Annotated in this window: 13 protein-coding genes; 10 read left to right on the top strand and 3 right to left on the bottom strand. The window is 42.7% G+C overall.

Annotation, left to right across the window (positions count from 1 at the left end; all coding sequences use genetic code 11):
- Positions 1 to 206: 206 nt before the first annotated feature.
- The 7 genes from I8748_RS04220 to I8748_RS04190 all read left to right on the top strand — a co-directional run bounded on the left by I8748_RS04220 (position 207) and on the right by I8748_RS04190 (position 11,841).
- Positions 207 to 1,229 (top strand): acyl-CoA desaturase, encoded by a 1,023-nt coding sequence (locus I8748_RS04220; RefSeq protein ID WP_225896305.1) that lies wholly within the window; start codon positions 207 to 209, stop codon positions 1,227 to 1,229.
- 17 nt (positions 1,230 to 1,246) lie between these two features.
- A complete protein-coding gene (locus I8748_RS04215) occupies positions 1,247 to 2,191 on the top strand; it encodes an acyl-CoA desaturase (protein ID WP_198123412.1) in 945 nt (314 codons plus the stop codon).
- A 57-nt stretch (positions 2,192 to 2,248) separates the two neighbouring features.
- Positions 2,249 to 4,117 (top strand): fatty acyl-AMP ligase, encoded by a 1,869-nt coding sequence (locus I8748_RS04210; protein ID WP_198123411.1) that lies wholly within the window; start codon positions 2,249 to 2,251, stop codon positions 4,115 to 4,117.
- 206 nt (positions 4,118 to 4,323) lie between these two features.
- Positions 4,324 to 4,608: an acyl carrier protein gene (locus I8748_RS04205; protein WP_198123410.1), complete on the top strand. Its 285-nt coding sequence runs from the start codon at positions 4,324 to 4,326 to the stop codon at positions 4,606 to 4,608.
- Between the two features lie 90 nt (positions 4,609 to 4,698).
- Positions 4,699 to 6,072 carry a diiron oxygenase gene (locus tag I8748_RS04200; RefSeq protein ID WP_198123409.1) on the top strand — a complete coding sequence of 458 codons (1,374 nt, stop codon included), beginning with the start codon at positions 4,699 to 4,701 and terminating at the stop codon, positions 6,070 to 6,072.
- 195 nt (positions 6,073 to 6,267) lie between these two features.
- Positions 6,268 to 9,843 (top strand): type I polyketide synthase, encoded by a 3,576-nt coding sequence (locus tag I8748_RS04195; RefSeq protein WP_198123408.1) that lies wholly within the window; start codon positions 6,268 to 6,270, stop codon positions 9,841 to 9,843.
- A gap of 204 nt (positions 9,844 to 10,047) precedes the next feature.
- Complete coding sequence (locus I8748_RS04190; RefSeq protein WP_198123407.1) at positions 10,048 to 11,841, top strand: ABC1 kinase family protein; 1,794 nt, start codon at positions 10,048 to 10,050, stop codon at positions 11,839 to 11,841.
- 453 nt (positions 11,842 to 12,294) lie between these two features.
- Here the strand turns inward: I8748_RS04190 and I8748_RS04185 are convergent, their stop codons facing one another.
- The 3 genes from I8748_RS04185 to I8748_RS04175 form a co-directional block, all read right to left on the bottom strand.
- The gene (locus I8748_RS04185) at positions 12,295 to 13,230 is read right to left on the bottom strand and encodes an alpha/beta fold hydrolase (protein WP_198123406.1); all 936 of its coding nucleotides are present in this window, start codon (positions 13,228 to 13,230) and stop codon (positions 12,295 to 12,297) included.
- Positions 13,231 to 13,350: 120 nt separating this feature from the next.
- A complete protein-coding gene (locus tag I8748_RS04180) occupies positions 13,351 to 13,746 on the bottom strand; it encodes a DUF4112 domain-containing protein (protein ID WP_225896304.1) in 396 nt (131 codons plus the stop codon).
- Positions 13,747 to 13,783: 37 nt separating this feature from the next.
- Positions 13,784 to 14,671 carry a YihY/virulence factor BrkB family protein gene (locus I8748_RS04175; protein ID WP_198123463.1) on the bottom strand — a complete coding sequence of 296 codons (888 nt, stop codon included), beginning with the start codon at positions 14,669 to 14,671 and terminating at the stop codon, positions 13,784 to 13,786.
- A gap of 146 nt (positions 14,672 to 14,817) precedes the next feature.
- Between I8748_RS04175 and I8748_RS04170 the strand changes: the two genes are divergently transcribed.
- From I8748_RS04170 to I8748_RS04160, 3 genes are all read left to right on the top strand, one after another.
- Entirely contained in the window at positions 14,818 to 15,315 is a 498-nt protein-coding gene (locus I8748_RS04170) for a hypothetical protein (protein WP_198123404.1), read from the top strand.
- 124 nt (positions 15,316 to 15,439) lie between these two features.
- A complete protein-coding gene (locus tag I8748_RS04165; RefSeq protein ID WP_214662417.1) occupies positions 15,440 to 16,540 on the top strand; it encodes a TIGR03032 family protein in 1,101 nt (366 codons plus the stop codon).
- Positions 16,541 to 16,629: 89 nt separating this feature from the next.
- Entirely contained in the window at positions 16,630 to 20,928 is a 4,299-nt protein-coding gene (locus I8748_RS04160; RefSeq protein WP_198123403.1) for a tandem-95 repeat protein, read from the top strand.
- The last annotated feature ends 77 nt before the right edge of the window (positions 20,929 to 21,005 follow it).

Genomic DNA, 21,005 nt, shown 5'->3' with positions numbered 1-21,005 from the left:
ACTCTTTTACGTAAAAATCTTGTGTAGCAGAAATTTTATTTTTGACTTTGCAAGAGTATTAATTAAAGAGCAGAGCGCTATACTGCAACCTTCTATCCAAAAAGTTTTTATAACATGGGGCTTATCGACGAAATCATCCAACCCTAACATGTATAGTTTACGGGAATATGATGACCAGATAAAACCTTTTTTCAGTGGTCAATTTGATGACTACAAGCAATTTTGGGCTAGTGCAGTTGGATGAAAACATGCAAACAGACTTCCCTATAAATTCAACTCGGAAGACAAAAACAATAGCGAATGACCGCATCAAAGGTCTGCAAATCAGTCATTTTCTGTTGTACAACATGATTCCCTTGGTGGGATTCATAATTGCAATGGTTTCCCTGTGGTGGTTCCCCATCGGCCCTGTAGAAGTGGGCTTGCTGATTGGGATGTGGGCTTTGACCATGACAGGACTAAGTGTAGGATGCCACCGATACTTTTCACACCACGCGTTCAAGGCTAACGAGGCTGTGCGTGTAACTTTGGGAATCCTTGGTTCTATGGCAGCTCAAGGGTCTGTGATTTCCTGGGTAGCTGTACATCGCCGGCATCATGAGTGCAGTGATGAACTTGGTGATCCCCACTCTCCAAATCTCCACGGAAATGGAATTTTAGGAATGATTCGAGGAGTGTGGCACTCACACTACGGCTGGCTGGTGAATCACGAGTACCCCAATCCTGCCTTCTATGCACTCGATCTTCTACGGGATAAAACCATAGCCAAAGTTAACCGATACTATGTCAGTTGGATCATCTTAGGTCTAGTGATACCTGCTGTCTTGGGAGGAGTTTTAGAAGCTTCTTGGATAGGAGCTGTTAAAGGCTTCCTCTGGGGTGGAATTGTTCGCATGTTCCTGGTAGATTGCCTAATCTTGAGCAATAACTGGATTCTTCATATATATGGAACTCGCCCCTTTGAGACTGGCGATCAAAGTAGAAATAACTTCTGGATGGCTATCCCATTTCTAGGCGAGTCTTGGCACAACAATCATCATGCTTTTCCTACTTCAGCCAGTGCTGGCTTGAAATGGTGGCAGATTGATTTGGGATATTGGATCATTTGTGTTTTAGAAAAATTTGGCTGGGTTTGGGATGTAAATGTTCCCTCAGCCAAGATGATCGAGGCTAAACTGTCAAAGAAAACTCCAAGCTCGGTCACTGTCTTAGATCAAACGCAATCATAAAGTAATATCACGACAATATGAACGTAGCGGCAATCAAGAACATCACAATCAAAAGTGATCGCCTCACAACTCACCAGCGCATTCATGGCATAACTAACGTCATTCTTCCTTTTGTCGGTTCAGTAGGCGCCATCGTCATGGCTTTTACAGTAGGCGTTAGTGCCGTGGATATTTGGTTATTCCTGGTGATGTACTATCTAACCCTCATGGGTGTAACTGTAGGATTTCACCGACACTTTGCCCACTGTGCCTTCCAAGCCCACACATCTGTGCGTGTGATTCTAGCTATCTTTGGGTCTATGGCTGCACAAGGGCCTCTCAACTATTGGGTAGCTACCCACAGACGGCATCATAAGTACGCAGATTCCTATGGAGACCCCCATTCTCCTTATGTGAAAGAAGACAAAAAATTTGGTTTTCTAGAAGGGTTATGGCACTCTCACGCAGGTTGGACATATAACCACGAAATTACCAATAGTTTCTTATTTGCCAAAGACATGATCAAAGACCCATTAATGTCCAAGATCAGCCAGTTGTACTACTTTTGGGTTGTATTGGGTCTGGTGATTCCCGGTATTGTGGGAGGCTTGCTGACACAAACTTGGATGGGAGTTTTGTCAGGCTTTTTGTGGGGAGGTTGTCTGCGGATGTGCCTACAACACCATTTCGGGTTTTGGATTATCGGTTCCTTGGCTCATGTGTGGGGTAGTCGTCCCTATAATACAGGCGACTACAGTCGGAACAATTTTTTATTTGCTATCCCCACCGGTGGAGAAATGTGGCACAACAACCACCATGCTTTCCCCAACTCTGCCATGTTTGGTTTGGAATGGTGGCAACTTGATTTAGGTGCCTGGTTTATTCGTACCTTAGAAAAAGTCGGTCTAATTTGGGATGTGAAAGTGCCCACAAAAGGTATGAAAGAAGCTAAGAGAAATAGAGTTGCTGAGGCTCGAGGCTGAAGGCTGAAAATCAATTGATCTGCTTGCATTACTCCCTAACCTGTAAAACCTTGGCTTATGAATGTTCCTTTGAACGATTTGCAAAACCCTCTAGAGACATTTTCCACATTTGTGGAACTCCTAAGCTACAGAGCGGAAAATCAGCCACAGCAGAAAGCATATACTTTTCTGCGAGATGGAGAAATTGAAGAAACCAGCCTGACTTTTCAAGAATTAGACCAAAAAGCGCGGGCGATCGCCACCAATCTTCAGTCAGTTGGAGCTACTAACCAACGAGCCTTACTGTTATATCCACCAGGCTTAGAATTTATTACCGCTTTTCTGGGTTGCTTGTATGCCGGTGTGGTAGCGGTTCCCGCTTATCCACCAAGGCCCAATATGAAACTTTCTAGGTTGCTGGCGATTGTCAAAGATGCCGAGGCAATGTTTGTATTGACTACCAAGTCCTTGTTAGCCAATCTGGAGAATCGCTTTGTTGAAGATGCAGAATTGGCGACTATGAGGTGCTTAAGTACTGATGACATTGACAACAACCTCAGTTTAGATTGGCAACAACCGAGGCTTTCAGGTGACAGCCTTGCATTTTTGCAATACACCTCCGGTTCTACAGGAACACCCAAGGGAGTAATGGTTTCTCACGGTAATTTGCTGTGCAACCAAATAGCGATCGCCAGAGGTTTTAAACACACCCAAAAAACCAGTCATGTGATTTGGTTACCCTTATTCCACGATATGGGACTGATTGGCAATGTTTTGCAGTCCTTGTATTTGGGTACACCATCGATTCTCATGTCACCAGTGGCTTTCCTGCAAAGACCTTTGCGGTGGTTGCAAGCGATTTCTCGTTACCAAGCTACTACCAGTGGCGGCCCGAATTTTGCCTACGATCTGTGCGTCAGCAAGATTACACCAGAACAGCGTGCAACTCTCGACTTAAGTAGTTGGGACGTGGCTTTTAACGGCGCGGAACCAGTGCGTGCAGAGACACTAGAAAACTTTGCCAACTATTTCGCTTGTTGTGGTTTTCGCCGCGAAGCCTTTTACCCTTGTTACGGGATGGCCGAAGCAACTTTATTTATTACTGGCGGTTTGAAAAATGATCCGCCTGTCTTATATCCAGTTGACGGTGCAGCCCTTGAGGAAAATCGGGTGGTAGGAGTTGCCAAACCAAAAGAAGGGACTAAAGTAATAGTTAGCTGTGGTCAGACCTGGTTAGATGAAAAAATTGCGATCGCTGACCCCACAACTTTAACTAAATGTCCAGATGGCAAAGTAGGAGAGATTTGGGTTCATGGTACTTCTGTAGCTGCTGGCTATTGGCAACGACCTGAACAAACCCAAGAAACTTTCCAAGCTTATCTAACAGATACACGCGAGGGGCCCTTTCTCCGCACTGGAGACTTAGGCTTTTTGCAAGATGGCGAGTTGTTCATCACCGGACGACTCAAAGATGTGATTATTATCCGAGGACAAAATCATTATCCCCAGGATATTGAATTAACAGTGCAAAAAAGTCATCCAGCACTACGACCAAATTGTGGTGCAGCTTTCACAATCGAGCAAAAAGGACAACAACGATTAGTTATTGTTCAAGAAGTAGAACGAGTTTACCTCAGACGGTTGAATGTTGCCGAAGTGGTGGGAAATATCACAGAGGCAGTGGCAGCTAATCACGGGTTACAAGTGTATGCCACAGTTTTAATTAGACCTGGCAGTATTCCAAAGACATCTAGTGGCAAGATTCAACGTCAAGCCTGTAAGCGTGGATTTTTAGACCACAGTTTGAATGTAGTGGAAGATTGGAGTGAAAGTCCTGAAGAGAAAGCCAAGTTTCAACAGTTAGAAGCTGATGTCAACTCACTCTTAGCAAAAGTGCAGGCAGGTGATTCTACTTTTAGGGAACTGAATGTTAAAGAGAGTGCATAAGTTAAGATAATTCAATCATTAAAGTTTGATTTTAACTATGAGAACTCAACGAATATTTATTCCCCATGAGAAAAAGTAAATAATTCAATTTTCTCTGACAAATCCCCTTTGAATAATCTTGTAAGTGTGTCAAGATTAAGTAAAAAAATACTCGGCTTTCTTCCGGTTAAAGCAGTACATCATATCCCCAAATAGAGGTTGGTAAAATGACTCAATTATTCACAAGCCAAACAGTAAATGAACAAGGCACTCAAGTAACAGCAGCAAAAATTAAAGAGTGGTTAGTTCAGTATTTATCAGAGCTACTAGAAATTTCAGCTGATAAAATAGATGCCAAAAATACTTTTGAGCGTTATGGTTTAGATTCATCGGCAGCGATGGTTCTAACTGGAGATTTAGGAGATTGGCTAGGAAAAGAACTAGATCCAACCTTAGTTTACGATTACCCCACAATAGCTGCTCTTGCAGAACATTTAGCTGAAGCAAGCTAAGAAAAACTTTCAGAGGATGTCTGAGTTGCACCAGTGTTCAGATATCCTCTATGACCAGAATGAAGCTACACCTGAAAAGAATAACCTGTCATGAAGACTATTGTTAAAGATTCCCTAACATCCAAAGTCAACAGAATTCTTCCGTTTTTAGAAAAGAACTACGACAATAATCTGGAATCTGACTACACTGAAAAGATAGAAGAGTTAGATAAAAACTTTAATTATAAAAGTAACAGCAATCATTATTGGAGTGAGCCAGAACAGTCAGTGCTTTATGGCACACCACTCTATGAACAAGCTTCTCCATCTCAAAAAATCGCTCTCAATCATCTCCATTGGGTAGGCTTTTACAAAGTAGTTGCTGATAGTGAAACAGAACTGACTTTCTACAACACAATCACAGCAGATTGCTTGCTAGCTGCAAATAAAGATTATGCATTTATTGCAGACATGCTCAATCATGAAACTTATCAAGAGCGTAAGCACATTCATTCTTTTGCTAAAATCAACTACCAAACAATCAAAGCTTTGCTAGGTACTAAAGCTTTAATTAATTCTGCTTCCGATAATTCTACTTCCTTTGAACCAAAAAGTTTTCATGTCATAGATTATTTATTAAATACTGCAAACTTTATTGGTAAGATTTTACTCAGAGATAAAGAACAAAATTATTCTCAAAAACTGATAGAATTGCAAGATTTGCAAGATTTGAATAAATCTATTGCATCTTCAACTCCTGTTAATCCTACCAGTCCTACTCCTACTAGTGGCTTTTTCAATGGCTATTTAGGAAATACCGATACATCGGTTAGAAAATTCTTTCCTTTGAGCTGGGGAAGTTATCCATTTTTGGCTGCTAATTTTTATGTCGTGCGTTACATGGCAAATCTAGTGGTCAAGAATAATGAATTTGAGATACATAAATACTGTAGAAAATTGCAAAAAGCTAAGGATTTTATCCCGGCTCCAACAGCTATATCTCACTATCATTTCTTAGACGAGGCTTTTCATACAACCACTTCTCTGTATCTTGCTAGAGACTTTTATAAATCTTTGCCGAAACCCTCAAATTTTGAGAAATTAATGGCGAATTTAGCTGTATTACAGACACAACGTGAAAACCTTAATGGTCTTTCTGGAATGATACCCAACCGCTTTGTGAGTGATAGTAATGCCATCAGCTTTATTATGAAACTCTTGCAGAGTCCTGTGTTTGACATGTCTCAAAAAGAAGCAATTCACTGGCTAGAAAAGTGCTTATGTTATGAACACGAAGGTTTTCATAACAATTTAAAAGTGCATAATCATCTACTAGCAAATATGCAGAGATTTGCAGAAGATATTGACTACTTGTGGTCTGTAAATCGGGAAATGCGTTTGATGGCTTCCGCAGGTTCAATCAAAAAAGCTCTGAACAATAACATCAAAGCTTTTAAGAAATTTTCTAGTACGATTGAAAAGTAGCAATTAGCTAAATGTAAACTAAGTAGGGGTGCAAGTAATTGTCACCCTGCTTTAAACATAAATTAACAAAACTAATTATGGTAATTATAAATGCTGTGTAAAATACTACTCAATTTCGGTGGATGAAATTCACCCTAGGTCTATCTCAAAAATAAAATATAGTCTTAATAATATAAATTAAATACTAATTGTTTGATGAACTTAGAATCAACACATATAGCAATTGTTGGCATGGGTTGCCGTTTTCCCCAAGCAGAGACACCACAAGCTTTCTGGGAATTTCTGCATGATGGCAAAGATGGAATCACAGAAGTACCCAAAGACCGATGGGATATTGATGCATTTTATGACCCCAATGCCGCTACCACAGGAAAAATGAACACTCGCTGGGGCAGTTTTCTAGAAAAAGTAGATGAATTTGACCCTAGCTTTTTTGGTATTGCCCCCCGCGAAGCTGAGTATATAGATCCTCAGCAAAGACTGGTGCTGGAGGTGGCTTGGGAAGCATTGGAAAATGCTGGAATAGTTCCAGAAAGATTAGCTGGTAGTCAGACGGGGGTTTTCATTGGATTTACAAACATCGATTATCATACATTAATTTATAGAGATATTTCTGACATAGGAGCATACAGCGGCACTGGTACCCATCCATCTATTATTCCTGGTCGATTATCTTATCTGCTCAATCTGCGTGGGCCATGTGTTGCCTTAGATACAGCTTGTTCCTCCTCTTTAGTAGCACTTCACTATGCTTGCCAGAGTTTGAAAACTAGAGAGTCTGATGTATGTCTTGCTGGAGGAGTGAACCTGATTCTTTCTCCAGAAATGACAATTACCTTTTCTCATGCCAGGATGATGGCAGCAGATGGTCGTTGCAAAACCTTTGATGCTGCTGCCGATGGTTATGTTAGAGGAGAAGGATGTGGAATAGTTGTTCTCAAGCGTCTTGCTGATGCAATTAGAGATGGAGACAATATCCAGGCAATAATTAGAGGTTCAGCAATTAACCAAGATGGTTTAAGTAATGGACTGACAGCCCCCAATGGCCCTGCTCAACAAGCAGTTATCCGCCAAGCCTTAGCAAATGCTGGGGTGAAACCAGCGCAGATTAGTTATGTTGAGGCTCACGGTACAGGCACACCTTTGGGAGATCCCATAGAGGTGAATTCCCTAAAAACAGTGCTGATGGAAGGTAGGGAAGCAAATCAGCCTTGTTGGATTGGTTCAGTTAAATCAAATATTGGTCATTTAGAAGCTGCTGCGGGCATTGTCGGCATCATCAAAGTGGTATTATCACTACAACATCGTCAGATTCCGCCTCACCTCCACCTCAAGCAGTTAAATCCTTATATTAGAATTAAAAATACTCCTATTCAAATTCCCACAGAACTCCAGGAATGGCCGTCCCAAGGACAACCCAGATTAGCGGGGGTTAGTGCCTTTAGTTTTGGCGGTACTAATGCCCATGTAATTTTAGAAGAAGCGCCCCCTCAAGTCAAAAGTCAAAATTTACCGGAGCGTTCTTTTCATTTATTAACTTTATCGGCACAAACAGAACCAGCTCTGCAAGCATTGGTTAGTCGTTACCAAAGTCATTTAGAGGCTAATCCCAAGCAAGCACTAGCAGATATTTGCTTTACTGCCAATACAGGGCGAAGCTCCAAAGGAGCCGCTTCGCTAACGCATTTTAACCACCGTCTAGCAGTTGTAGCTGACTCAAAAGAGCAATTAATCGAGCAACTCGCTGCTTTTACAACTGGGAAAGATGCCACCGGATTAAACAGTTCTCAAATTGACAAAAATGAGCAAAAGATAGCCTTTTTGTTCACTGGTCAAGGCTCCCAGTATATTAACATGGGGCGTCAGCTGTACGAACAAGAGCCAATTTTCCGCCAAACAATTGACCGATGCAATGAAATTTTACGCCCATATCTGCAATATTCTTTATTAGAGGTATTATATCCTGAACAAGCAACAGAACAAGTTGCATCATTATTAGATCAAACTGCCTATACGCAACCAGCGTTATTTGCCTTTGAATATGCCTTGTATCTGGTGTGGAAATCCTGGGGTATTCAACCAGATGTAGTCATGGGGCATAGTGTTGGTGAGTATGTAGCTGCTTGTGTGGCAGGGGTTTTTAGCCTAGAAGATGGACTCAAACTCATTGCCCATCGGGGAAGATTGATGCAGCAGTTACCATCTGGTGGTGAGATGGTTGCATTGATGGCAACAGAAGAATTGGTGAGAGAAGCGATTGCACCATATCATCAAACAGTAGCGATCGCTGCCATAAATGGCCCCGAAAGTGTGGTAATTTCTGGAGTTAGTGAAGATGTTGCTGCAATTTGTCACACACTCGAAGCACAGAGAGTGAAAACCAGACGATTGCAAGTATCCCATGCTTTCCATTCCCCGTTGATGGAACCAATGTTGGGTACATTTGCAGACATAGCCAATCAAGTTACCTATAATCAGCCCCAAATTTCACTTATATCCAATGTCACTGGACAACTTGCTGATCAGTCCATCACCACAGCACAATACTGGGTGAATCATGTACGCCAAGCAGTGCGATTTGCTACTAGTATAGAAACCTTGCATCAGCTTGGGTATGAAATTTTCTTAGAGATTGGCCCTAAGCCGATTTTATTGGGCATGGGGCGTCAATATCGGGCAAAAAATCCAGGACTTTGGTTGCCTTCTGTGCGTTCTGGTGTAGACGAATGGCAGGTGATACTTTCTAGTTTAGGACAGTTGTATGTAGCTGGAGTCAAAGTAGATTGGTCAGAATTTGACCGAGAGTATAGGCGTCAAAAAGTGGTATTACCCACTTATCCGTTTCAAAGACAACGCTATTGGCTGGAGGTGGACACCATTCCCACTCAAAAGCAATATCTGCCAAAAGATAAAAATCTCCATCCTTTACTGGGTAAAAAACTTAACTTGGCAGGCTTAGAAAAACAGCAGCGTTTTGAATCTCAGTTAAGTATTTCTGAACTCGCTTATCTCAGCCATCATAGGCTTTTTGGACAACCAGTACTACCTATAAGTGCTTATTTAGAAATGGCTTTAGCCGCAGGTTCTGCTACTTTTAAAACAGATAATTTAATTCTGGAAGATATAACTATTCATGAAGTTTTAATCTTTTCAGAGGATGAAGTCAAGACAGTCCAAGTCGTTTTAGAACCTTTAGAAACCGATACTTATACATTTGAAATTTTCAGCTTTAGTACAGATCAAGAAAATATCTTTTCTACGCTCCACGCTTCTGGTAAGGTAATGAAGGGTCAGGAAACACCTGAACCCGGTTTTATAGACTTGTCTATTCTGCAAAAACAGTATACTGAGCAAGTTGCTATTAAAACTTTTTATCAAGAACTTGAAAAAGAAGGTATCATCTATGGGCCCAACTTACAAGCTGTTAAAAACCTATGGAGAAGTAGAGAAAAAAGCCTCAGTTTCATTGAGTTATCACCAGAACTTTCGCAAGAAGCAAAAAAATACAAAATACATCCTATTTTACTAGATGCCTGCTTGCATTCTGCCTATAATCTTACCCTAGACCTTGAGCAAGGTAGTTCCATAAATACGTATCTGCCAATTAAGATAGAGATAAAGCGCTTAAAACTACATCGTTGTTATAGTCCTCACTTGTGGAGTCAAGTTAGAACATCGCACCAAAACATTAGTAATCAGGATACTGCAACTTCTGATGCATTTATATTTGATGAAAATGGAGTTTTAGTTGCTGAAATTGAAGGCTTCTAGCAGTAAAGAGCGATGAGCCAATTTCAAAGCTGCCTAAACCAGTAGTTCGCCAAGTTCGGCGAGGTCAAGGGAAAGGGGTAAAGGGTTAAGGTATTTTATCCCTTTCTCTTTTCCCTTTAACCTTTTCCCAGGCTACACAAGCCCAATTTTGTCTTGGTAAATTAATAGGTTCAGATTGAATCATTTGTACGAGAATAGTCATATATGAAAGCTAGGTCAATACCCTTACAAAATAATGTAGCGATCAATCTGTCCTACTATAAAAAGCAGCCGGGGAAACTTTGGGCGCGTAGGCTGACTATTTTGAAATCGTTTCTCTCCTTTAGTATACTTCTAGCATGGGATTGGTTAACGCGTCGCTTGTTACAAAATCAGCGGCTACGAGCCAGCATTTTGCGCCAAAAGCTGATTGAGTTGGGCCCTACATTCATCAAGTTGGGGCAATTTCTTTCCTGCCGTCCTGATATTATTCCAACTATTTATTTGGACGAACTGGCAAATCTGCAAGATAAATTGCCTCCCTTTCCCAATCAGCAAGCTTATCAAATAATTGAAGAAGAACTGGGATATCCCCATGACCAAATTTATGCTGAACTGATTCCTGAACCTGTAGCCGCTGCTTCGTTAGGACAAGTTTACAAGGGAAAACTCCAGACGGGTGAAATCGTAGCTGTAAAGATTCAACGCCCTGGAATCATAGAACAAATAACCCTGGATATATACTTGTTGCGTCAATTAGCGGCTTGGGCGCAAAAAAATATTTCATTAATTCATAGCGACCTTGTAGCTTTGAGTGATGAACTCGCTACTCGCCTGTTCGCAGAGATGGACTATGTACAAGAAGCTTTTAATGCTGAAAAATTTGCCCAACTTTACGGTAAATTGGAACAGATTCATGTGCCACGCATCTACTTTCAATATACCAGCCATCGAGTTCTAACAATGGAGTGGGTCAATGGCATTAAATTAACTTCAACAGAAGCTATTCGCGCCCAAGGATTAGAACCTGCTGACTTCGTTGGCGTAGGTTTCAAGTGTTCTCTACGCCAACTACTGCAAGGGGGTTTTTTTCATGCTGATCCCCACCCAGGTAATGTGCTAGTCACCTCGGATGGAAAATTAGCTTACCTGGACTTTGGCATGATGAGCGAAGTTCCACCAGAGGTATGTGACCTGTTGATTATCTCCTTGTTACATATGATTACTGGTGATTTTGCCGCACTTGCTGAAGACTATATTTTATTAGAATTTCTGCCTCCAGAAACTGACTTAACTTACTTAGTTCCTAAACTAGCTGAGATATTTGGTAATATCCGGGAAGCTAGTGTCGCTGAATTTGGCTTCAAGCAAAGTTTTAGTAAGCTATTTGATTTGATCTACGAATATTCTTGGCAAACACCCACATACTATGTGATGATTTTCCGCTGCTTTGCCACCTTAGAAGGAGTAGCTTTGAAAGTTAATCCTGATTTTCAGGTTTACAAGGTAGGATATCCTTATGTTACAGAATGGTTATTGACCAAGCGATCGCCTGTATTGTGGGATGCCCTAAAAAGTTTTTGGTTAAGCAATCAGACTATCGAGTGGGAACAAGTCTCAGATGTATTAGAGAATATTTATCAAAGTGATGATTTTAATCTCAATTATACATTAGAACTGCTGTTAGAGTTTTTATATTCTCCTCAAGGAAACTCATTACGTTCCGCTTTGGTTAATGAAATTGCTACAAATATAGAAAGTCTCTCACAAGAAACTTTCGATGATGTTATGGCTTGGTCAAGATCAATAATTACTCCTTTCCCTACAACGACAAAGTTAAATTCAACTTTGCAGAATATGCAAGAAGTGATTAATAAAGTATTAGTGACTAAGCCTTTAAACCTCAACTCTTTCTATGAATTATCTCAAGTGTTTGTGCGACCAGAAGCCCAGCGATTAGGACAGGAAATTATTAGTGAATTAGGAAGGCGAATGCTAATGCGTTTTATGCCTAAATAATGTCGCAAAGTGCGATCATGTTAATTATAATAACAATTTGAAAAAAGAATGCAACAGATATCTTGTAAGGGCATACAGCTGTACGCCTCCACAGTTAATCTATGTGTCGCAAAGATTATTTACAGCGCATTCCATCTGAATGAGGTACACCAGGGCGGGCTTTCCTGCCCAACGCCACATGCTTCAAGTCGGGAAACCCGCCCAACGCAGTGGCTCCCCCACAAGACTTATCATATTAAGATGTGTACTTCATTTACTTGCAAACTGCTGTAGATCTGTATAAGTATTCATCCGAACTTGATATTACTCCCCTCTCCTCGTAGGAGAGGGGTCGGGGGAGAGGTCAAAACAGCGCTTGTCGAACTTCTAAGAAACAAAATATGTTTCTTTCGCTCTTGTTGCAACTTCGCCTCCGTTGGAGACTCACGTTAAAAATATGAAAACTGCTGTAAATTACAAAAAATTTGTCTTCTGGAGAAACTCAACAATAGTTGCATTCACCAATTTGAAAGCACCAGTCGAAGCATCATGACAACAGTTAGGTAAAATTTTTAACTGAGAATGAGGGATATGTTGATGCAATTTTTGACCATGAGCAACTGGAAACCAAGTATCTTGTTCACCCCATAAAATTAAAGTCGGACACTTAATATTACTCAAATTCTTTTGAATGTCACTGAGCATATTTGGCTTATTGGCTTGGTAATTCTCAATTTCTCGTGCTGCTATTCGTAACTCTTCAGCGACTTTGGCAAAAGTACCAGGCAGTTCAATAAAGGGGTAAGATATCCAATAGATATCTTCCTCAGTCAATATTGAAGGATCAAAAAGCACCGCCCGCCTTTCTAAAGCCATCATTTGTCTGAATATAGGTGCAAACAGATATGCTAAACGCAAAAAGTCAATTGTTTGAATTACTTCTATGGGCGTTTGGGCCAGCAACCACATAGGTAAACTGGGTAGACCTTCAGTGAAAATAGGTACATTTACTACTACTAAACGCTCGATTAATTCAGGATTTTTTTGAGCAAGACCAAGAGCAATTAATCCACCCAAAGATTCACCTACTACTACTGCGGGTTCATCACATAATGCTTGAATAATTCTCTCAAATTCAATCAGTTGATGACCTTGATGTTCGTGACGAGACAAGGGTTTTTCTGAAAAACCATAGCCCTTAGCATCAAAACAAATAACCCGAAAATATTTAGATAGGGGGGCAACGCTGTAACGCCAATTGTAACTCCAACTACCTATACCATGTAATAAAATTAGTGGCTTACCTGTACCTTTTTCACCATAGGCAATTTGTACAGGATACCCCTTAGCATCGGTAATAACTAGACTTTGCCGCCCTTTAGGAAAAGTGGCTTGCCACCAATCTTTCATTCGTTTATCAATGACTAATTTCTGCGCCAGTTTTGGCACAATACAGCATTATAATTATTAGCATGATAATGCTAATAAGACAATAACAATTAGTAAAAATATAGCGTCTACAGTTTGTTGTTAACGACGAAACTTTAAGTATTCTTCCAATAGCTTAAGATTATACTCGTTTGCTGTCCAAGCAAAATCAAACAAATCTCCGAATACAGGAATAGTGCCTACCAAGCTATCGATGATCACATTTAAGAGCATTCTACCTAAAGTAGCTTTAGGTACACCTAATCGAGATGCTTCCCAGATAATGTAACTAGAAAGTAACAATCCTAAAACATCGCCACCAATAGGTATAAATCCTATAAGAGGATCTAGACCAATAGCAATTGGTGTTCCGGGAACAGCAATCACTTTATCAAGGAGGCGGCTAAGCTGACGTAGCCTTTGTAAAGTAGGTGCATGAAGCTTGGGATCAATATCAGAAAATCGTGAATAAGAATCAGGCATAAGGCGATCGCTCATTTTAAGTAGAATAGTCTAATATTTTACTAGTCATTAGTCATTTGTCACTAGTTCCTTTTGAGCGCATATCCTCAGCAACAGATACATTTAATTGATCGCCCACTAGCATCACAGCAGCACTCATCCACAGCCACAGCATTAAAACGATCACAGTTCCCACTGCACCATAGACTTTGTTGTAGTTACCAAAATTTGCCACATAAGTCCGAAACAAACCAGACAGAATCGCCCAGAAGACAGCTGCTAAGATTGCCCCAGGCATCATCGGTGTACCAGAATTCCACACACTAGGGCCATAGCGATAGACAAAGCCAAAGGCGGTTGCAACTATGCCTAAAGCTAAAGGCCACCGTAGTAACTGCCAAAGATGTAACAAAAAGACCAAAGAAGCATTTTCATTCACCACCATTTTTAATAGTAAGTCACTCATAAATACCAAAAAACAAGCCAGCATTAACAGCAAAATAGTCCCAATTGTTAATCCAAGAGAGACAAGTTTGGCTTGCCAAAAGGGACGCGTGCGTTGTGGGGGAATTTGATGAATTTGATCTAAGGCTGTCATGGCGGTACTTATTGCACCTGAAGCAGTCCAAATCGCGATCGCAAAACTTAAAGAAAACAAACCTTTATTTTTCGGGTTGGTAATTTCTTTTGTGGCAAAATCTCGAATCAGCTTCAAGGCTTCTTCTGGTACAACTTGACTCAGTTGAATTGCCAGTTGTTTAAAAGTGTCTTGCAAGGATTGTTCAAACAAGCCTATGGCTGTAATGACAGCAAGAATCGCTGGAAACAACGATAACATAGCATTGAAAGCAATTTCCGAGGCAAGCCCCAAAAGTCGCCTTTCGATGGTTCTGGTGATAGTTTTCTTGACTGTGCGCCAATTGAGATGGCGAAAGAAACGGACAAAACGAGGCTGTCCCATAATTTTTAGAAGTAATAAACTTTCATGTAAAGATGCTATGGTATGTCTTTGGTACACAGGTAGTATATTTGTTGCCATTACAAATTTCTTTTTCTTGAGGTTTTCGACTGATAAAAATCCTAAATTAGTAGATAAAGAGTATTAAAATGGCTGAAATTAATGATAATACCGCAGTTTTAACACAAAAGTGGTTAGCGGAAATTCAGGCACTCAAACAGCAGTTGATAGAACAGCAACGCGATCGCGATGCCGCTTGGGAAAGTGCTGAGAAATGGCGCAAACTCTATAATACAGAAGCAGAGCAACGCCGTACAGATGCTGATCTATCCCAAAAGGCGATCGCATCGTTGAAGAAAGAACTTCACAAACTCAAAGGCATTGATGGCACAATACTTGTTGATGGTCAAACAACCACAGCAATTACTCAAGAAATCGAGCAAATCCAATCTGTACAAGAATTACAAGCTAAATTGATTGCAGTCACCAAAGAACGCGATCGCTTATTGCAAGCTTTAAAAACTGAGCAAGAAAACCACGCCCAAACTCGTAAAAGCCTGACCACCGCTTTGGGTGATGCTATTGATAGTTTGGCACGACAGCGAGCAGGAACAGAACCACAGAAGGGGAAAAACTCTGTATCTTAACTTACTAATAGTAAAGCGCAGTTGAAGAAGAGCGGCCATAATAAAAAGAGTTGAAGAAGAGCGATGGAATAAAAAAGAATTGTTGTAGGGTAATTACTGAGAAAAACTAAGTGGAATAGTTACCTTGCTCGATTCTTCACACAATGCAATTTCCCCTACCTCTGGATCATCTCAGGCTGCGGTTCCTGCCTTAGAAATCAATGCTTCCCGCCAGTTTACCCCTTGGCTGAACGAGCAAAATCTGAGTTTGGCATTTACCACCTATCAAGCGGGGAAACTGTTTTTCATCGGGTTGCAACCCAATGGCAAACTGTCAGTCTTTGAACGCACCTTTGAGCGGTGCATGGGATTATATGCTGAGGGTAACAGCCTATACATGAGTTCGCTGTATCAACTGTGGCGGTTTGAAAACATCCTCGAACCAGGACAAACCTACCAAAACTACGATGCTGTATATTTACCCCAGGTAGGTTATGTCACTGCCGATTTAGATATTCATGACATAGTTTTAAGCAATTCCCCAAAAACCTTAGATACACGACAAATCATTTTTGTCAATACCTTATTTAGTTGTTTAGCCACAGTCAGCGAAACCCATAGTTTCGTGCCTTTGTGGCAGCCGCCATTTATTAGCAAACTGGGGGCAGAAGACAGATGTCACCTCAATGGCTTAGCTATGCGTGACGGCAAACCTCGATATGTTACTGCTGTCAGCGAGTCAGACGTAGCAGAAGGCTGGCGGGAGCATCGGGTGGATGGGGGTTGTGTCATCGATGTACAGAGCAATGAAATCATACTTAGAGGATTGTCCATGCCCCATTCTCCTAGGTGGTATCAAGAAAAACTCTGGATACTCAACTCTGGCACCGGCGAGTTTGGCTTTGCTGATTTAGAACGGGGAGAATTTCAACCCGTGACCTTTTGCCCAGGATACATGCGTGGCTGTGCTTTTCACGGAGACTTTGCGATCGTGGGAATTTCCCAACCCAGACATAACAAAACCTTCAGCGGCTTGCCTTTGGATGAAAAATTGCAGCAAAAGAAAGCCGAACCTCGTTGTGGATTGCTAGTGATTGACCTACGAAGTGGAGATATTGTTCATAGTTTAAGACTAGAGGGGGTGGTGCTGGAATTATACGATGTGGTAGTACTGCCACAGGTGCGTTGTCCGATGGCGATCGGGTTTCGTAATGACGAAATTCGGCGGATGGTGACAGTGGGATGAGCAGCAATTCAACCCTATAGAAACTTCAAATTTCACCTCTCCACACCTTACAAACAAGACAACCAAAACAACTTGGAGAATCAACAAAAGTGGCTAATATTAACTTCTCTGACCTAGACGGCAGCAATGGCTTTGTGATTTACGGCACAAGCCGCATTGTTAGGAGTGCTGGGGACATCAATGGCGACGGCATTGACGACCTGATTATCAAGGCTAATGGTAGTAAAAGCTATGTGGTCTTTGGCAACAGTAGTGGCTTTGGTGCCAGCTTCGACTTATCGTCTCTGAATGGCAGTAACGGTTTTGTAATCAACGGCACAAGCTCCTCCTTCAGCAGTGCGGGGGACATCAACGGCGACGGCATCGACGACCTGATTATCGGGGCTAATAGTAGTGCCTACAACACTAACAATTTAAATGTTGGAACTAGCTACGTGGTGTTTGGCAACACCAGTGGCTTTGGAGCCGAATTCAACCTCTCCGACCTGAATGGCAGCAACGGCTTTACGATCAACGGCATCGTGATCAACGACATTGATAGGTATAGTTTCGCACGCAATGACGTGAGCAGTGGGGGTGACATCAACGGTGACGGCTTCGACGACCTAATTATCAGGATAAATCGTGGCGCTATAATTCCAGGTGCCAACGCCAATACTTATGACCCAGAAGAAACCTACGTGGTGTTTGGCAGCAGCGATGACCTTAGTGCTGGATTCGACCTCTCAACTCTTAACGGCAGTAACGGCTTCGTCATCAATGGCATTGATGGCTATGACCGAGTAAGCTATGACATTATAGGCTTGTCCGTCAACAATGGTGGGGACATCAATGGCGACGGCTTTAACGACGTGATTATTAAGGCACCGTTTGCTCAGCGAAGCTATGTGGTGTTTGGCAAGAGTAGTGGTTTTAGTGCCAGCCTCAACGTATCTGACCTGGATGGCAGCAACGGCTTCACGATCAGCGGTGCAGGTTTCTCCGTCGCTAATGCTGGGGATTTCAACGGCGACGGCATAGACGACTTGATTGTCGGAGCACCCTTTGCCTCCCCCAACGGACAGTCTGCTGCAGGTCAGAGCTACGTGGTGTTTGGCAGTAGCAGTGGTTTTAGTGCCAGCCTCAATGTATCTGACCTGGATGGCAGCAATGGCTTTGCGATCAACGGCAATGATACGTCTGGTCTGTCAGGCTCCTTTGTAGGCAGCGCAGGGGATTTCAACGGCGACGGCTTTGACGACCTGATTATCGGCTCATCTTATATGGGTATTGATACTGGTGTCTACGGTTCTCAGAAGACCTACGTGGTGTTTGGCAGCAGCAGTAGCTTTGGAGCCGAATTCAACCTCTCCGACCTCAACGGAACTAATGGATTGGTGATCAGTGGCACAGGCAACTACGATGTCTACTCTTACAGCGGTGCTGGAGACATCAACGGCGACGGCTTTGACGACGTGATTGTCAACTCACGTTTTGAGCGAAGCTTCGTAGTGTTTGGCTTTGCGACTCCCACTACTAATCAAACTCCAGTCGGGGTTAATGACACGGCTACTACCGATGAAGACACTGCTGTTAACATTTCGGTCTTAGCTAACGACAGCGACCCGGACAATGATCCTCTAACAGTAACGGCTGTCAACGGTAATACGATCGCTGTTGGCACTTCCATTTTCTTAAGTTCGGGTGCCTTTCTCACCCTCAATGCTGATGGCACTTTCACTTACAACCCTAATGGTCAATTTGACACTTTGGGTGTCGGTGAAAACGGCAGCGACAGCTTCACCTACACTGTCAGTGATGGCAGCTTTACTAGTACAGCTACGGTTAACCTGACCATCAACGGAGTGAATGACGCACCCACAGCAGTTATTTCAAATTTCTTTCTCTCCACCCTTAACGGCAACAACGGCTTCGTGATTAACGGCATTAATGCGGGTGACTATTCAGGTTTTTCAGTCAGCAATGCCGGAGACATCAACGGTGACGGCATCGACGACCTAATTATTGGCGCACCAAATGCCGACCCCAACGGACAATTTCTTGCTGGAGAGAGCTACGTAGTGTTTGGCAGTAGCAGTGGCTTTAGTGCCAGCCTAGACTTATCTGACCTTGATGGTAGCAACGGCTTCGTGATTAACGGCATTGATGCGTTTGACAACTCAGGCTTCTCCGTCAGTAATGCCGGAGACATCAACGGCGACGGCATCGGCGACTTAATTATCGGGGCACCTTATGCCGACCCCAACGGTCAGTCTAGTGCTGGGAAAAGCTACGTAGTGTTTGGCAGTAGCAGTGGCTTTAATGGCAGTTTTGACCTCTCATCCCTGGATGGTAGCAACGGCTTCGTGATTAACGGCATTGAGGCGGATGATAGCTTAGGCAAATCTGTCAGCAGTGCAGGGGACATTAACGGCGATGGCATCGATGACCTAATTATCGGCGCACCTTATGCCGACTCCAACGGTCAGCCTTTTGCTGGAGAGAGCTACGTAGTGTTTGGCAAGAGTAGCGGGTTTAGTGCCAGTTTCGACCTCTCATCCCTGGATGGTAGCAACGGCTTCGTGATTAACGGCGTTGATGCGGATCGCTCAGGCCGCTTTGTCAGCAGTGCAGGGGACATCAACGGCGACGGCATTGACGACCTAATTATCGGCGCACCTTATGCCGACTCCAACGGTCAGCCTTTTGCTGGAGAGAGCTACGTAGTGTTTGGCAAGAGTAGCGGGTTTAGTGCCACTTTTAACCTCTCATCCCTGGATGGTACTAACGGCTTCGTGATTAACGGCGTTGATGTGTTTGACAACTCAGGCAGATCTGCCAGCAATGGGGGGGACATTAACGGTGACGGCTTCGACGACCTGATTATTGGCGCACCAAGTGTCAACCCCACCGATCAGCCTTATGCTGGGGAGAGCTACGTGGTGTTTGGCAAGAGTAGTGGCTTTAGTGCCAGTTTCGACCTCTCATCCCTGGACGGCAGCAACGGCTTCGTGATTAGAGGCATTTATGCCTATGACCGATTAGGCTTTTCCGTCACCGGTGTGGGGGACATCAATGGTGATAGCTTCGATGACCTGATTGTTGGGGCATTAGATTCTGACCAAGCCTACGTGGTGTTTGGCAAGAGTAGTGGCTTTAGTGCCAGTTTCAACCTCTCATCCCTGGACGGCAGCAACGGCTTCGTGATTAGAGGCATTGATGGGTTTGACAGGAGAAACCTCTCAATCAGCGGTGCAGGAGACATCAATGATGACGGTATCGACGACTTGATTATTGGCGCACCAAATGCCTCCCCCAACGGGCAGTACAATGCTGGTAAGAGTTACGTAGTGTTTGGCTTTGCGACTGCGGCTACTACTAACGAAGATACGCCCATTAACATCCTTGCCAACAACATTCTACGTAGATACACAGATATTAATGATGGTGATACTTTAAGCATTAGTGCCTTTACTAACGCCAGCAATGGCACACTCACACTTAACGACAACGGTACACCCAGCGTCACCGATGACGACTACTTCACCTACACCCCCAATGCCAACTACAGCGGCACTGACAGCTTCTCGTTCACTGTCAGCGATGGTAATGGCGGCAGTATTGATGGTAGTTTTAACATCAACATTAAACCAGTCAATGATGCCCCCATTGTTGCCAATGCCATTGCAGATATCACTACCACTGAAAACAGCGCTTTCAGTTTCACCTTTGATGCTGATACTTTTAGTGATGTCGATGCAGGTGACACTCTCACCTACACTGCTACCCTAGTTGATGATAGCCCTCTACCCGACTGGCTAGCCTTCAACGCTAACACCCGCACTTTTAGCGGCACACCTGATGATACAGATGTGGGCACCATTAGCCTGAAAGTAATTGCTACTGATAGCAGCAATGCAAGTGTGAGTGAAAGCTTTGATTTAACAGTTACTCCTCTCAACTTCACCGGAACTAGAGGTAGAGATGTCCTCATCGGAACAGCCAGCAATAACATTATTGATGGTGTTGGTGGTAATGATGAGCTTTCTGGTGGTGCTGGTAATGATATTCTCATTGGTGGCACTGGTAGTGATGTTCTCACTGGTGGCGCTGGCAATGACTTGTTTGTCTATAACAGTATCCGCGATGCCAAAGACAAAATCACTGATTTTTCGCCTGGTGCAGACAAGATTGTTTTGACTGATTTATTTGCCAGTTTTAACTTAGGCAGTCTCAATTATGAAACTGCTACTGCACAAGGTTACTTGAGTTTTAGATCTCAGGGCAATAATACCGCTGTCTTGATTGACCCAGATGGCTTAACTGGTCGCGCTGTAGCGATGAATTTGTTAACAGTATTGGATGTATCATCAAATACTTTAGCCAATGCTGATAACTTTGTTTTCTAATATTTTCTAATTTGTAGTGGCAAGATTGCTTGCCCTTTTTGCTGCGACTCTATTCTGTTTCACTGGACACTCATTAC

This window comes from Amazonocrinis nigriterrae CENA67, from assembly GCF_016056305.1.
GTDB classification, from domain to species: Bacteria; Cyanobacteriota; Cyanobacteriia; order Cyanobacteriales; family Nostocaceae; genus Amazonocrinis; species Amazonocrinis nigriterrae.
This window is presented reverse-complemented; position numbering and strand designations above follow the sequence as displayed.